Source organism: Actinomadura logoneensis, from assembly GCF_003428695.1.
Lineage (GTDB): Bacteria > Actinomycetota > Actinomycetes > Streptosporangiales > Streptosporangiaceae > Spirillospora > Spirillospora logoneensis.
The window spans coordinates 1-14,115 of record NZ_QURH01000188.1 but is presented as its reverse complement, the minus strand read 5'-3'; the positions used below and the strand labels follow the sequence as shown (position 1 = coordinate 14,115).

The 14,115-nt window shown below is 72.8% G+C and carries 10 protein-coding genes and 1 tRNA gene; 5 read left to right on the top strand and 6 right to left on the bottom strand.

Annotated features, from left to right (window positions below; genetic code table 11):
* The first annotated feature begins 376 nt into the window (after nucleotides 1-376).
* Nucleotides 377-1,624: a class I SAM-dependent methyltransferase gene (locus tag DZF91_RS10075; protein ID WP_117357209.1), complete on the top strand. Its 1,248-nt coding sequence runs from the start codon at nucleotides 377-379 to the stop codon at nucleotides 1,622-1,624.
* Between the two features lie 166 nt (nucleotides 1,625-1,790).
* A tRNA-Leu gene (locus tag DZF91_RS10070) sits at nucleotides 1,791-1,866 on the top strand.
* Nucleotides 1,867-2,227: 361 nt separating this feature from the next.
* On the opposite strand, the gene DZF91_RS10065 is transcribed toward DZF91_RS10070, so the two are convergent.
* The 4 genes from DZF91_RS10065 to DZF91_RS10050 form a co-directional block, all read right to left on the bottom strand.
* Complete coding sequence (locus tag DZF91_RS10065; RefSeq protein WP_117357208.1) at nucleotides 2,228-2,455, bottom strand: DUF4287 domain-containing protein; 228 nt, start codon at nucleotides 2,453-2,455, stop codon at nucleotides 2,228-2,230.
* A 219-nt stretch (nucleotides 2,456-2,674) separates the two neighbouring features.
* The gene (locus DZF91_RS10060) at nucleotides 2,675-3,895 is read right to left on the bottom strand and encodes an acetyl-CoA C-acetyltransferase (RefSeq protein WP_117357207.1); all 1,221 of its coding nucleotides are present in this window, start codon (nucleotides 3,893-3,895) and stop codon (nucleotides 2,675-2,677) included.
* A gap of 252 nt (nucleotides 3,896-4,147) precedes the next feature.
* Nucleotides 4,148-5,539, bottom strand: a complete 1,392-nt coding sequence (locus DZF91_RS10055; RefSeq protein WP_117357206.1) for an outer membrane protein assembly factor BamB family protein — start codon at nucleotides 5,537-5,539, stop codon at nucleotides 4,148-4,150.
* Between the two features lie 199 nt (nucleotides 5,540-5,738).
* Nucleotides 5,739-6,749, bottom strand: a complete 1,011-nt coding sequence (locus tag DZF91_RS10050; protein ID WP_117357205.1) for an SGNH/GDSL hydrolase family protein — start codon at nucleotides 6,747-6,749, stop codon at nucleotides 5,739-5,741.
* A gap of 188 nt (nucleotides 6,750-6,937) precedes the next feature.
* On the opposite strand from DZF91_RS10050, the gene DZF91_RS10045 reads away from it, so the two are divergent.
* Nucleotides 6,938-8,320 carry a cystathionine beta-synthase gene (locus tag DZF91_RS10045; protein WP_117357204.1) on the top strand — a complete coding sequence of 461 codons (1,383 nt, stop codon included), beginning with the start codon at nucleotides 6,938-6,940 and terminating at the stop codon, nucleotides 8,318-8,320.
* Between the two features lie 246 nt (nucleotides 8,321-8,566).
* Here the strand turns inward: DZF91_RS10045 and DZF91_RS10040 are convergent, their stop codons facing one another.
* Nucleotides 8,567-10,732: an MMPL family transporter gene (locus DZF91_RS10040; protein WP_117357203.1), complete on the bottom strand. Its 2,166-nt coding sequence runs from the start codon at nucleotides 10,730-10,732 to the stop codon at nucleotides 8,567-8,569.
* A 160-nt stretch (nucleotides 10,733-10,892) separates the two neighbouring features.
* Between DZF91_RS10040 and DZF91_RS10035 the strand changes: the two genes are divergently transcribed.
* Nucleotides 10,893-12,059 (top strand): cystathionine gamma-synthase, encoded by a 1,167-nt coding sequence (locus DZF91_RS10035; protein WP_117357202.1) that lies wholly within the window; start codon nucleotides 10,893-10,895, stop codon nucleotides 12,057-12,059.
* Nucleotides 12,060-12,229: 170 nt separating this feature from the next.
* Nucleotides 12,230-13,327, top strand: coding sequence for an alpha/beta hydrolase (locus DZF91_RS10025; protein WP_235834194.1), 1,098 nt, complete (start codon nucleotides 12,230-12,232; stop codon nucleotides 13,325-13,327).
* Between the two features lie 142 nt (nucleotides 13,328-13,469).
* Here DZF91_RS10025 and DZF91_RS10020 read toward each other — a convergent pair whose 3' ends face one another.
* Entirely contained in the window at nucleotides 13,470-14,051 is a 582-nt protein-coding gene (locus tag DZF91_RS10020; RefSeq protein ID WP_117357200.1) for a hypothetical protein, read from the bottom strand.
* Between the last annotated feature and the right edge of the window lie 64 nt (nucleotides 14,052-14,115).

Sequence of the window (14,115 nt, the reverse complement as noted above, 5' to 3'; positions counted from 1 at the left end):
CCCGGCGCGTGCGCCAAGCCCGGCGCGTGCGCCAAGCCCGGCGCGTGCGCCAAGCCCGGCGCGTGCGCCAAGCCCAACCGTGCTCGGCCCGTCGACTGCTTCCGGGGCGACCGAGTGCGCGGGGGCCGGGCTGCGCGCGAGTGAGCTGCGCGGTCTGACCGACCGCGCCGAGTCCGAGTGAGCTGCCCGCCTTCCGCTCGCCCCGTCCCCGGCCCCGGCCCCGCCCCCGGGCGGACTTGTCGGGTGGGGGCGCGGAGGCTTTTCTGGTGTGGGTGGGCATGTGGGGCCGTTGCGGTTGGTTGTGTGGAGCAGGCTGGTGCGGCCCTCGTGGGCGGGCCGGGTGGCCGGTGGTCGCCGAGAGTGAGGGAGGACGCGCGTGAGCGAGGGCGTGGCCGGACGGCTGGGGCCGCTGTTGGCGCGGATCATGCTCGGTGAGGCGGACGCGCCCGTCGCGGAGCTGCCGATCCGGGTCAGGGCGTGGGACGGCAGTTCGGTCGGGCCGTCCGGGGCGCCGGTCTTCGTCGCGCGGCACCGCAGGGCGCTGCGGCGGCTGCTGTGGAAGCCGGGCGAGATCGGGCTCGTGCGCGCGTACGTCGCCGGGGAGCTCGACATCGAGGGGGACGTGTTCGACGCGCTGGCCGCCGTCGGCCAGGTGATGCGGATCGGGGACGAGCCGATCCGGCTGAGCGGCGAGGACAAGCGCGAGATCGTCCGGACGGCGGTCATGCTCGGCGCGGTCGGCACCGAGCCGCGTCCGCCGGTCGAGGAGTTCCCCGCCGGTGACGCGCGCGACGTCTCGGGACCGCTGGACGCGCCCGCCGCGTTCTTCACCGGGATGCTCGGCCCCTCCCTCGCGGCCTCCACCGGGATGTGGGACCAGGCCGTGGACCTCGAGGAGGCGCAGCACGCCGCGCTCACCGCCGCCGCCGAACGGCTCGGCCTCTTCTCCGGCGCGCGCGTCCTGGACCTCTCCGGCGGCTGGGGCGCGTTCGCCCACCACGCCGCAGCCGAGTACGGCGCGCGTGTCGTCGCGCTGGTCCGGACGCCCGAGCAGGCCGAGCACATCCGGGAGCGCTGCGCCGGCCTGCCCGTGGACCCGCGCGTCGGCGACCTGGCGGTGGCCGGGGACGGGCCGTACGACGCGATCGCCGGGCTCGCCGCCGTGGACGCGCTCGACCCGCCCGCCGCCCGCCTGTACACGCTGCTGGCGCCCGGCGGACGGCTCTTCCTCCAGCAGCAGACGCGCCGCCCGGGCCCCCACCAGATCCGTCGCACCTTCACCACCTCCTACATGTTTCCAACGGATGGCGAGCTCAGAACGTTGGGGTCGATCGTCGCGGGACTCGAAGAAGCGGGCCTGGAGGTGCGCGGCACGGCCGCCCTGCGCGAGCACCACGCCCGGACGCTGCGGGCCTGGGCGGCGGCCCTGCGCCTGCACTGGACGACCGCCGTCGAGCATGTCGGCGCCGGGCACGCCCGCGTCTGGCTGCTCTACCTGGCCGCGTCCGCGCTGGCGTGCGAGAGCGGACGGGTCGGCGTGCACGCGATCACCGCCGTCCGGCGCGACCGCGACGGACGCGCCGGAACCACGCTCGTCGAGGACCGGGCCGTCCTCCGTCGCTGAATCGGGCCGCAACAAATAGGGCATCAGACTGCTGAAAGGGAGCTTTCGCCCGGCGCTTCGCAGGATCTGGACGCAGAACCGGTCACGGACGTGAATTACTTCCGGTGAATTGCGCGTACCGCCGGTATGCTGACGCCGCCCCTGTAGCCCAACGGCAGAGGCAGCCGCCCCTGTAGCCCAACGGCAGAGGCAGGCTCCCTAAAAGAGCTTTTGTGTCGGTTCGAATCCGACCAGGGGCACCAGCAGGCCCCCGGCCGCTCGGCGGCCGGGGGCCTCGGCGTCCGCCCACGGCCTCCGTTCGGCCCTCGCCGCCGCCGAACGCTCTGCCGTCGAAAGCCCCGCCGACGGACTCGCCGCCGAATCCCGCGCACGCGTCCTCACCGGCAACGTCCGGAAACACCCGGAAAAGCACGAACAGCCCCTCGCCGGAAGCGGAGACCGGCGAGGGGCTGCTCGTCTACGGGAACTCTGCGCCACGGTCATGCTCGCGTAGCGGCACGACTGCGGGGGCTGTCCGGTGGCGGGTTCCCGCGAAGCCGTTCGGTTGTGCGACGCCGGTGTCCGGGGCCGGGGTGGGCGCCGTTGGTCCGGCGTGGCGTCTCTTCAGTAGTGGCGTTCGCGCCGGGTCCGCTCGTGCTCGCGCACGAGGGCGGCGGCGTAGCCGTGCGAGAGGCCGTGCTCCTCGGCGAGCCACGTCGTGCGCTCGTCGCAGCGGAGGAACGAGGGGCCGTTCTCGATGGTGGTGAACCACTCGGGGATGTCACGTCCGGTGACTTGCGGAATGCGTGCGATGAGCTTGATGTGCGTCTCCGGCGAGTGGTTCAGTGACATAGGCACCTCCATGTCGCGGGGCTCTTCAGCCGACTGTGCAACATGTGGCCCGGATGTGACAACCCCCTAACGGGGACCTATCCATCACGTAACGTAGATCATTCGTAAAGCGATGGTCCGCGGTGAACGCGCAGGTGGCCCGGGTTCTCGTGCAAAACCCGGGCCACGCTGGGATGACGCTTGGTGGTCGTGCGGCCGGACGGGCGCCCGGCCGCACGGTCAGGACAGCCGCTCGAGGACCATCGCCATGCCCTGCCCGCCGCCGACGCACATGGTCTCCAGACCGAACTGCTTGTCGTGGAACCGCAGGCCGTTCAGCAGGGTCGAGGTGATCCGCGCGCCGGTCATGCCGAACGGGTGGCCGACCGCGATCGCGCCGCCGTTGACGTTCAGCCGGTCCATGTCGATGCCGAGCTGCTCGGCGGACGGCAGCACCTGCGCCGCGAACGCCTCGTTGATCTCGACCAGGTCGATGTCGCCGATGCTCATCCCGGCCTTGGCCAGCGCCTTGCGGGACGCCTCGACCGGCCCGAGGCCCATGATCTCCGGCGACAGCCCCGACACGCCGGTCGACACGATCCGGGCGAGCGGCGTGATGCCGAGCTCGGCGGCCTTGGTGTCGCTCATCACGATCACGGCGGCGGCGCCGTCGTTCAGCGGGCAGCAGTTGCCCGCGGTGACCGTGCCGTCCGGCCGGAACACCGGCTGGAGCTGGGACACCTTCTCGTAGGTGGTGCCGGCGCGCGGGCCGTCGTCCTTGCTGACGACCGTGCCGTCCGGCAGCTCGACCGGGGTGATGTCCTGCGCCCAGAAGCCGTTCTCCATGGCCTTCTCGGCGAGGTTCTGGGAGCGGACGCCGAACTCGTCCTGCGCCTGCCGGGACACGCCGTACTTCTGCGCGACGTTCTCGGCGGTCTGGCCCATCGCGATGTAGACGTCCGGCAGCGCGCCGTCCTCGCGCGGGTCGGTCCACGTCTTGGCGCCGCCCTCGGCGCGGGTGGCGGTCCGCTCCTGGGCGTCGGCGAACAGCGGGTTCTGGGTGTCGGGCAGGCCGTCCGAGCTGCCCTTGGCGAACCGCGACACCATCTCGACGCCGGCCGACACGATCACGTCGGCCTCGCCCGCCTTGATCGCGTGCAGCGCCATCCGGGTGGTCTGGAGGGAGGACGAGCAGTACCGGGTGATCGTCGCGCCCGGCACGTTGTCCCAGCCGAGCAGCACCGACACCACGCGGCCCATGTTGTAGCCCTGCTCGCCGCCGGGCAGGCCGCAGCCGAGCAGCAGGTCGTCGATCTGGTCCGGGCCGAGCTGCGGGACCTTGGCCATGGCCGCCTGGACCATGCGCGCGGTCAGGTCGTCCGGCCGCAGGTCCTTCAGCGACCCCTTGAAGGCCCGTCCGATGGGGGAACGCGCGGTCGCGACGATGACTGCCTCGGGCATTGCGTGACTCCCTGTTCTCCGGGACCTTCCGGTCCGGTCTCCTGCCGCCCGGCGCGCCTGGGTTACTCGCCGGTCACCTCCGCAATGTAGCCGCTGCCCCCGGCGCCCGTACACGCCGGGTCCGGCCGCCGTCCCGTGCCCTCGCCCGGTCGCGCCCCGCCCGCCGTTCCGCAGGCCCGGCCCGTCGCGCTCGTGCGCCGTGCCCCGGCTCCGGCCGGACGTGCGCGACCCCGTGGGACGGAGGGGGCCGGGTCAGGGGCCGTACATGCCGGGGGCGGTGCCCTGGGCGTCGCGCAGCGCGTGCAGCGTGCCGGACTCGTCCCGCCAGACGCGCCAGCCGCCGGTCGAGCCCGTGTACCAGGCGGGCGGCGGGCCGGGGTCGGCGATCCGCCCGCCGGTGCCGAGGTCGTAGGCGCACAGCGGGGCGAGCGGGAAGAAGCCGGGCTGTCCGGTGATCCGCAGCGCGGACGGCCGGACCGCGCAGAACGACCAAACGCGCACCCCGCGCGCCGGCGCCGGCGCGCCGTTGCCCAGGTCGACCGCCCGCCCCGGACGGTCGGGAGCGAGGAAACCGATGAGGCCGAGGTCGGCCGGGAGTGACAGCGACCAGGGCGAGCGGGGCGCGCGGTCGGCGGGGATCGTCGCGGTCGTCCGGCCCGTGCGCGGATCGAGGCGTTCGAACCCGCCGCTCCCGCCGTCCGCCGCGACCTGCCGGGTGATCAGCGCGACCGCCGGGCTGGCGCTCGGGTAGACGCGCAGCAGCTTGGGACGCGCCCAGACCCGGCCGCCGTCCGCCGTCCGCACCGCGAAGAACCCGAACGCGGCCGACGACCCCCGCCGCCCGCCCCGCCCAGGTCCGGCCTGCTCGCTCCCGCTTCGCCCCGGTTGCGCGGGGTGGGGGCCGAGGTAGCCGACGATCGTCTCGCCGAGCGACCCGAACGCCCAGCCGCCCGACACGTCCACGCCGCCCCCGAGCGCGGCCTCGACCGGAAAGGTCCACAGCATCCGGCCGCCGCGCAGGTCATGGGCCTCCAGCGACGGACGGGGGCCCGGACGGAACACCACCACGCGCGACGCGTCCGCCCACTCGACCTCGGCGGGGCCGCCGATCCGCCACAGTTCCCTGCCGTCCGCGGACGGATCGAGCGCCACGAACCGGGCGTCCTCCCCGGCGCTCCCGGCGTGCCCGGTGCTCCCGGCGTGCCCGGTGACCCGTTCGGTCAGGCACAGCATCGGGCCGCACGCCTGGGGCCCGAACGTCGAGCGGACGTCCCGCGTCCACAGCAGGGAGCCGGTCCGGGCGTTCCGCGCGACGAGGACCGCGCCCCGGTCGTCCGGCTCGACGGCCGCGACGACCCGGCCGGACACCGCCGGAGGCTCGACGCCCTGGTCGGGCGTCCGGCCCCGCATCGTCGCGGGCTTGGCCCACAGCCGCTTCCCCTTGGCCAGGTCGAACGTGTCGGTCTCCAGCGCTCCGTCCGGGCGCAGCGCCGTCACCGCCGCGATCCCGTCCCCGACCACGGCCTTGCTCACCACCTCCAGGCCGGGGGCCGACCAGCCCAGGGACGCCTTCGCGTCGTTTCCGCCGCCCGAGCAGCCCGTGAGCACCGAACAGACCGCCGCGGCCATGGTCGCCGCTGTCATCGCCGCCGCCCGCGTCGCCGCTGCCCGCGTCGCAGGGGTTCGTGTCGTGGCGGCCCGCGCCCGTCGCGCCTTCCGCACTCCGTACGAGATCCCCCACGAGCTCATGGCGGCCCCCACTCCCATACCGGACGTACCGATTCATGCGGAAAGTAGCAGCACGGCCACGCACCGGTAGGGGATTCGTCAAATCCCTGGTGGGCTAGGCGGCGTCGGAGGACTCGGCCAGCGGCGGGGGCGGCGGGTGGCGGCGGACTCGGCGGAGCAGCGTGGCCCAGCGTCCCCGCGGGCCGTGGTCGCGGCCCGCGACGCGCGTGCCGCTGACCTCGGTGCCCGGCTTCTCGGCGGCCTCGGCGGCGGCCAGGTAGACCGGCAGGACGCCTTCGCCGCGCCGCGCGTCCGGCAGCGGCTCGTGCTCCGGCTCGAGGGCCAGGGCGGCGGCCATCGACGGCAGCAGCGCCATCGCGGCGGCGGCGTAGCCCCGCGCGGACGGGTGGTACCGGTCCTCGCTGAACATCCCGACCGGGTCGGCGGCGAACTCGCGGCCGAGCAGGTCGCCGAGGGAGACCGACCGTCCGCCGCGCTCCACGACGGCGATCGTCTGGGCGGCGGCGAGCTGCCGGCTGGCGCGCCGGGCGACCCACTTCAGCGGCTGCATCAGCGGCTTGACCGAGCCCAGGTCGGGGCAGGTGCCGACGACGACCTCCGCGCCCGCCGCCCGCAGCCGCTCGACCGCCTGCGCCAGGTGCCGGACGGCGTCGGCCGAGCGCACCCGCGAGGTCACGTCGTTCGCGCCGATCATGATGACCGCGATCTGCGGGGCGGCGGCCAGCGCCAGCTCGGTCTGCGCGGCCAGGGCCTCGGACCGGGAACCGGACCGGGCCACGTTGACCATCAGGACGGGCCGTCCGGCGATCGAGGCGAGGCCGTCGGCCAGGAGCGCCGCCGGGGTCTCGCCGGGGGTGTGGACGCCGAGGCCCGCGGCCGTGGAGTCGCCCAGGACGGCGAAGGACAGCGGCTCGCCCGGGAGTCCGGCCCCGTACACGCCGTCCGCGCGGGGCGGGTCGCCGCTCGGCGTGGCCCCGATGATCCGGCGGGCGAGCCGGGCCTCGGCGAGCACCAGGCCCACGGTGAGGCCGCCCAGCGCGGTGATCCCGCCGCCGCCGTACGCCGCCGCGGCGGCGACGCGCCGTGCGGTGAACGCTCTCGGCATTCGTCCGTCACCCCCCGTCAGAGCAGGGCTCTCGTCCCCGTAGGGTGGAGATGCCCGGCCACCCCGATCTGGGCTACCGTCGGGAACCGCAATCTATCCGAAACCGTATTCCCTCCTTCTTCGGTGAACAGTGCCGGGCCGGGATGTCATCCAGGTTTCGCTTCGTTGATCACGACAAGGATGTCGCGATGCAGGTGCATGACTCGCTCGTCGAGCTGATGGGCAACACGCCGCTGGTCCGGCTGCGCAACGTGACCCGTGGCGTCACCCGGCCGGACGGGCCGCAGGTGCTCGCCAAGGTCGAGTACTTCAACCCGGGCGGTTCGGTGAAGGACCGCATCGCGGTCCGGATGATCGACGCCGCGGAGAAGTCGGGGCAGCTCAAGCCCGGCGGCACGATCGTGGAGCCGACCTCCGGCAACACCGGCGTCGGGCTCGCCATCGTCGCGCAGGAGCGCGGCTACCGGTGCGTCTTCGTCTGCCCGGACAAGGTCGCCAAGGACAAGATCGACGTCCTGCGCGCCTACGGCGCCGAGGTCGTGGTCTGCCCGACCGCGGTCTCGCCCGAGCACCCCGACTCCTACTACTCGGTGTCGGACCGGCTCGCCGCCGAGATCCCCGGGGCGTGGAAGCCGAACCAGTACATCAACCCGAACAACCCGCGCTCGCACTACGAGACCACGGGTCCGGAGATCTGGGCGCAGACCGAGGGCCGCATCACGCACTTCGTCGCGGGCATCGGCACCGGCGGGACGATCAGCGGCACCGGCCGGTACCTCAAGGAGGTCTCCGGCGGACGCGTGGAGATCGTCGGCGCCGACCCCGAGGGCTCGGTGTACTCCGGCGGGACGGGCCGCCCGTACCTCACCGAGGGCGTCGGCGAGGACATCTGGCCGGAGACCTACGACCGCGAGATCTGCGACCGGGTCATCGCCGTGTCCGACAAGGACTCCTTCACCATGACCCGCCGCCTCGCCCGCGAGGACGCGCTGCTGGTCGGCGGCTCCTGCGGGATGGCGGTCGTCGCGGCCCTGCGCGTCGCCGAGGAGGCCCCGGACGACGCGGTGATCGTCGTGCTGCTCCCGGACGGCGGTCGCGGCTACCTCTCGAAGATCTTCAACGACGAGTGGATGGCCAACTACGGCTTCATGTCGTCGCCGACCGAGGAGTCCACGGTCGGCGAGGTGCTCACCCGCAAGGGCGGCGCGCTGCCCGAGTTCGTGCACACCCACCCGCACGAGTCGGTCGAGACCGCCGTGGCGATCATGCGCGAGTACGAGGTCTCGCAGCTGCCCGTCATGAAGGAGGAGCCGCCGGTCATGGCGGCCGAGGTCATCGGCTCGGTCAGCGAGTCCGACCTGCTCGACCTGCTGATCCGCGACCGCGGCCGGCTGTCGGAGCCGGTCGAGGCGCACATGGCCGCGCCGCTGCCGACCATCGGCTCCGGCGAGCCGGTCTCCAAGGCCGTCCCGGTGCTGGAGAAGTCAGGCGCCGCCGTCGTCCTGGTGGACGGCAAGCCCAAGGGCCTCATCACCCGGCAGGACCTGATCGCCTTCCTCGCCGCGCACTGACCCCACCCGAACGGCCCCTCCCCGCACCGGGGAGGGGCCGTTCGCATCCGCGCACACGGGTTTCGCATCCGCGCACACGGGTGCCGTTCGCATCTGCGCACACGGGTTTCGCATCCGCGCACACGGGTGAGGCCCCCTGGAACCTCGCGGTTCCAGGGGGCCTCGGAGTCCCCGGGTCGGGGCGCACGCCGGGGGTGTGGGCGGCTTGGATGGCCCCGGCGCGCGTCCCGACGTCAGTGGCGCCCGCTAGTAGCGGCTGCCGGACGGGGCGTAGGGGGCGTCCGCCATCGGGTCCTGCGGCGGCGGGACCTCGCGGGCCGCGTCGCCGTGGCCGGGCCACCACGCCTTGTGGCCGAGCAGCGCGGTGATCGCCGGGACGAAGAACGCCGACATCACGAACGCCGAGAGCAGGATGCCGATGCCGACACCGAAGCCGATCTGCGCGGTCATCGACTGGGGCGACAGGACCAGGACGCTGAACGTGCCGGCCAGGATGACGCCCGCCGCCGCGACGGTCGGGCCCGCGTGCTGGATGCCGAGGGCCGCGCCGCGCCGCGGGTCGTGGCCCTCGCGGGCCTCCTCGCGGAGCCGGGCGATCATCAGGATGTTGTAGTCGGTGCCGATCGCCAGCACGAACAGGTACAGGATGATCGGCAGCTGGAACATCAGGCCGGGCTTGTTCTCGATGTTCTGGAACAGCAGCACGCTCGCGCCCAGCGTCGCCGCGTAGCCGAGCAGCACCGCCGCGACCAGGTAGACCGGCGCGACCAGCGAGCGCAGCAGCAGCATCAGGATGATCCCGATGAGCGCCACCGCGACCGGCAGGATGACCGACAGGTCCCGGTTGTTGATCTTGTTGATGTCGGCGAAGACGGCGGTGGTGCCGCCGACCAGGACCGTCGTGCCGGACGGCGCCGCCGCGTGCGCGGCGTTCCGGAACGGGCCCTTGACGACGTTGATGGCCTCGTTGGAGTTCGGGTTCTTGGTGAGCAGGACGTCGTACTTGGCGACGGTCTGGTCGGGGTTGAGCTGCGGCGGGCGGACCTCGCCGACGCCCGGCATGGACTTCAGCTTGGTCTGGTACTCGGCCAGCGCGGGCTTGGCCAGCGGCGACCCGCTCTTGACGAAGACCTCGGTCGGGCTCAGGATGCCCGCCGGCAGGCTGGACCGCAGGTCCTTCATGGCCTTGGCGGACTCGGTGTTCTGCGGGGCGCTGCCCTCGAAGTCGTAGTCGGCCTTGAAGCCGAGCGCGGAGATCGCCAGGACGACCAGCACCAGGCCGGACGCGGCGACCGCGACCACCGGGCGGCGGCCGACGCCGTTGCCCAGCTTGGCCCACAGGCCGGCGCGGGCCGGCTTCTTCCAGGACTTGGACGGCCAGAACACGGCCGTGCCGATCAGCGAGATGACCGCCGGGACGAGCGTCAGGGACGTGACGAACATGACCGCGACCGCGATCGCCAGCTGCGGGCCGAGGCCGCCGAACGCCTTGAAGGAGGCCAGCAGCAGCACCAGGAAGGCGACGATGACCGCGCCCGCGGCGGACGCGATGGCCTCGCCGACCCGGTCGACCGCGACGATCATGGCGGTCTTCTTGTCCTCGCCGAGCCGCAGCCGCTCGCGGTACCGGAACAGCAGGAACAGGATGTAGTCGGTGCCGATGCCGTACAGGACGACGACGATGATCTCGTTGAAGCCCTTGTCGAAGTTGAGGTTGAAGGCGTTGCCGACGATCGCGGTGACGGCGTTCGACACCATCGAGACCAGGCCGATCATGATGATCGGCAGCAGCGCCGCCAGCGGGGCGCGGAAGATGATGCCGAGCAGGATGACGATCAGCGCGATGGTGGCGATGCCGATCATCGCCATCGTCTGCTTGTCGGCCTTCTCGTTGTCCACGCTGGACGCCATGTCACCGGCCACGCCGTAGCTCAGCGGGGAGCCGCGGAGCTGCGCGGTGGTCTCGGTGCGCAGCTTCTTGACCGCGTCCATGCCCTGCTGGCGGATCTTCTGGTCGAAGTCGTTGCGCAGCGGGACCGCGATGACCTGGATCTTGCCGTTGGCCGCGGCGGGCATCGCCTGCGCCACGGTCACACCCGGGATGTGCTTGGCCTGCAGCGCCTGGGCGACCTGCTTGATCTTCGCGCCGTCCGCCGGCTGGAGCCGCCCGCCGTCGGACCGCTTGATGACGATCATGGCCGGCGCGGTCTTCTGGTCGTCCTTGTTGGCGAACGCGGACTCGGCCAGCTTGGCGGCCTGGATCGACTCGTACTTGGTGGGCAGGAAGTCCTGTTGGTCGGACTTCGTCTTCAGGCTCGGGGCCAGCGCGACCAGCGCACCGGCCACCACCAGCCAGGCGAGGATCGTCCACACGGGGTGTCTGACCACCACGCGCCCAAGACGTGCGAACATGCAGAATCCTTTGAAGAGGGTCAGTAACCGGGGATCTACCTCACAACCGTAGAGATCCCGGACCGCCGTGAGGTCACCCGGTGAGCCGAAATGGCAGGCCATACCTGCGGGGGATGGCCTCATCCTCAGGGAGGGGGGCCGGGTGGATAACCTCGTGCGTATGGACAACGAGGTTCCCCAGGGCAACGTCCCTGAGCAGGGGTTCGAGACGCTGGCGATCCATGCCGGCCAGGAGCCGGACCCGACGACGGGTGCGGTCGTCCCGCCGATCTACCAGGTCTCCACCTACAAGCAGGACGGCATCGGCGGGCTGCGCGGCGGCTACGAGTACTCCCGCTCCGCCAACCCCACCCGGACGGCGCTGGAGGAGTGCCTCGCCGCGGTCGAGGCCGGGACGCGCGGCATGGCGTTCGCGTCCGGGCTGGCCGCCGAGGACACCATCCTGCGGACGCTGCTGCGCCCCGGTGACCACGTGGTCATCCCGAACGACGCCTACGGCGGCACCTACCGGCTGTTCGCCAAGGTCGCCGCGCCGTGGGGCGTCTCGTTCGACCCGGTGCCGCTCGGCGACGTCGCGGCGGTGCGCGCCGCGATGCGTCCGGAGACCAAGATCGTGTGGGTGGAGACGCCGACCAACCCGCTGCTCGGCATCTCCGACATCGCCGCGCTCGCGGCCGTCGCGCACGAGGCGGGCGCGCTGCTGGTGGTCGACAACACCTTCGCGTCGTCCTACCTGCAGCAGCCGCTGACGCTGGGCGCCGACATCGTCGTGCACTCCACGACCAAGTACATGGGCGGGCACTCCGACGTCGTCGGCGGCGCCCTGGTCGTGCGGGACGCCGACCTGGGCGAGCGCCTGGCGTTCAACCAGAACTCGATGGGCGCGGTCGCCGGGCCGTTCGACGCCTGGCTGACGCTGCGCGGCGTCAAGACGCTCGGCGTCCGGATGGACCGGCACTGCGACAACGCCGAGAAGGTCGTCGAGATGCTGACCTCGCACCGCGCGGTCAAGCAGGTGCTCTACCCGGGCCTGCCCGACCACCCCGGCCACGACGTCGCGGTGAAGCAGATGCGCCGGTTCGGCGGCATGGTCTCGTTCCGCACCTGGTCGGAGGAGGACGCCGTCCGGATCTGCGAGGCGACCAGGCTGTTCACGCTCGGCGAGTCCCTCGGCGGCGTCGAGTCGCTGATCGAGCACCCCGGCCGGATGACGCACGCGTCCGCCGCCGGCTCGCCGCTGGAGGTCCCGGCCGACCTCGTCCGCCTGTCGGTCGGCATCGAGAACATCGACGACCTGCTCGCCGACCTGGACCGCGCCCTCGGCTGACCGTCCGCCGCCGCCGCGCGGTGAGGACGGTCGTCCAGGTGCGGAATCGGTGAAGTGGCAGGTGGGTCCCCGGTCCGTCGGGAAGGCGGGCCGGGGACGGCCGTTCCGGTGATCAAAGCCGTATGATGTGGCCGGGATCGCCCGGAATCGGGTGTCCGAAAGGGGTTGGAGTGCGCAGAGTCCTGGTCGGCGGCGCGGCGTTCGCCGCGGTGTGCGTGTCCGCCGCATCGGTTCCGGGTGTCGCGGTCGCGTCCCCGCTCCCCACGCCCGGCACGACCCTCGTGCCCTCGTTCCCGCCGGCCTCGCCGTCCCCGACCGGCTCGGAGTCGCCGTCCCCGTCGGACACCCCGTCCGGCACGCCGTCCACCGGTCCGACCGGCTCGGACAGGCCGTCCGCGCCGCCGTCCGGGACGCCGGAGGCCGACCCGGGCGCGACCGTCACCGGCAGGGCCGTGATGGTCACGCCGAAGCTGCCGCGGACGAAGACCTTCGCCTACGGCAAGAACGCCCGGCAGCGCGTGGACGTCTACTGGCAGCCCGTGTCCCCCAAGGACAAGAAGGCCAAGGCCCGTCCCGGCGTCTTCCTGCTGCACGGCGGCTACTGGCTGGAGGGCGACAAGGGGGCCTGGAAGTACCTCGCGCGCCGCCTCACCGCGCAGGGCTTCACCGTGTTCGCCGCGAACTACCGGCTGGCGCCCGCCGCGCAGTGGCCCGCCCAGCGCGACGACGCCGTCTCCGCGCTCGCCTACGTCCGCAAGCACGCCAGGTACTTCAACCTCGACCCGAAGCGCGTCGCGGTGGTCGGGTCGTCCGCGGGCGGTCTGCTCGCCACCCAGCTCGGCACCCTGGACGACGGCGGCGAGCGGGTGCGCGGCGTGGTCGCGCTCTCCCCGGTGAACACGCCTTACCTGGCCTACCAGGACGGCGGCGAGCCGACCGCGTCCGCCGCCCAGCGCAAGCTGCGCGGAGCGGTCGGCAAGCTCGTCGGCTGCGTCCCCGGCGCGGCCGTCACCGCCTGCTGGGACAAGCTGGACGACGCGAACGCCGCCTCGCACGTCTCGCGCGGCGACGCCCCGATGCTGCTGTTCCACAGCAAGGGCGACTTCGTCCCGGCGACGCAGAGCACCGCCCTGGCGGGCGCGCTGCGCACGGCGGGCGTCCCGGTCACCGTCCGGACCGTCTCGGGACGCATGCACGGCGGCGCGCTGATGATCGACCCGACCGTCTACCCGACGCTGCTGGCGTGGCTGAAGGCCCGCACCTCCTGACGGACCGGACGTGCGCGGACGCCACGCACGACAGACGTCCGTGACCCGCGTACGACAGATGCACGCGAAAGGGGCCGCGCATACCGCGCGGCCCCTTTTCGTGGGCGCCCGCCGTGGCGGACGTCCGTTCTCGGAACGGGTGTCAGTGCCACACCATCATGACGAGGATGACCAGCCAGATGAGCGCGATCACCCCGGAGAAGGCGGCGATGCGTCCGCGCTCGACGGCCGCGACGTCGCCGTCGGCCGGTGCCGTCCCGGCCTTGACGTCCTTCTTCCCGCCCTGGGCCTCCGCCTCGGGCTCGGGGCCGGTCGCGGTCTCACCGTCCGGGCCGCGTCCGGCCTCGGGAACGGCGGCTCCCGCCCCCGCGCCCTGGACCGTGGCCGCGCCCTGGGCCGCCGCGGCGACCTCCAGCAGGCGGATGGCCTTGCGCTGGTCGCGCTCCACAAGGAACAGCAGCGCGATCCCGACGACGAACAGCGTCATGGAGGCCGACAGCCAGAACCTGGCGAACTGGCCCTTCGCCAGGAAGAGGCCGAAGAGGAACACCCCCAGCGATCCGAACGCGTAGATCATCGTCGTCCGGTTCAGGTACTTGACGATCGCCACGTCCCGCCTGCGGATGTAGCGCGGGGTGGACATCGTCGCGGCGGTCAGCGGCCCGAGGGTGAAGATCGCGAAACCGATGTGCAGGATCAGCAGCAGACGATCGGAACTCGACATGCCCCGACCCTAGCCTGCGGAGATCCCGGAAACCGCGGAGGCCGCCCGGTGCGGGAGCACCGGG

Coding starts and splice junctions, on each gene's coding strand:
- DZF91_RS10065 (WP_117357208.1), bottom strand. CDS start 2,455: ATGTCACTGAACCACTCGCCGGAGACGCACATCAAGCTCATCGCACGC.
- DZF91_RS10060 (WP_117357207.1), bottom strand. CDS start 3,895: ATGCCCGAGGCAGTCATCGTCGCGACCGCGCGTTCCCCCATCGGACGG.
- DZF91_RS10055 (WP_117357206.1), bottom strand. CDS start 5,539: ATGACAGCGGCGACCATGGCCGCGGCGGTCTGTTCGGTGCTCACGGGC.
- DZF91_RS10050 (WP_117357205.1), bottom strand. CDS start 6,749: ATGCCGAGAGCGTTCACCGCACGGCGCGTCGCCGCCGCGGCGGCGTAC.
- DZF91_RS10045 (WP_117357204.1), top strand. CDS start 6,938: ATGCAGGTGCATGACTCGCTCGTCGAGCTGATGGGCAACACGCCGCTG.
- DZF91_RS10040 (WP_117357203.1), bottom strand. CDS start 10,732: ATGTTCGCACGTCTTGGGCGCGTGGTGGTCAGACACCCCGTGTGGACG.
- DZF91_RS10035 (WP_117357202.1), top strand. CDS start 10,893: ATGGACAACGAGGTTCCCCAGGGCAACGTCCCTGAGCAGGGGTTCGAG.
- DZF91_RS10020 (WP_117357200.1), bottom strand. CDS start 14,051: ATGTCGAGTTCCGATCGTCTGCTGCTGATCCTGCACATCGGTTTCGCG.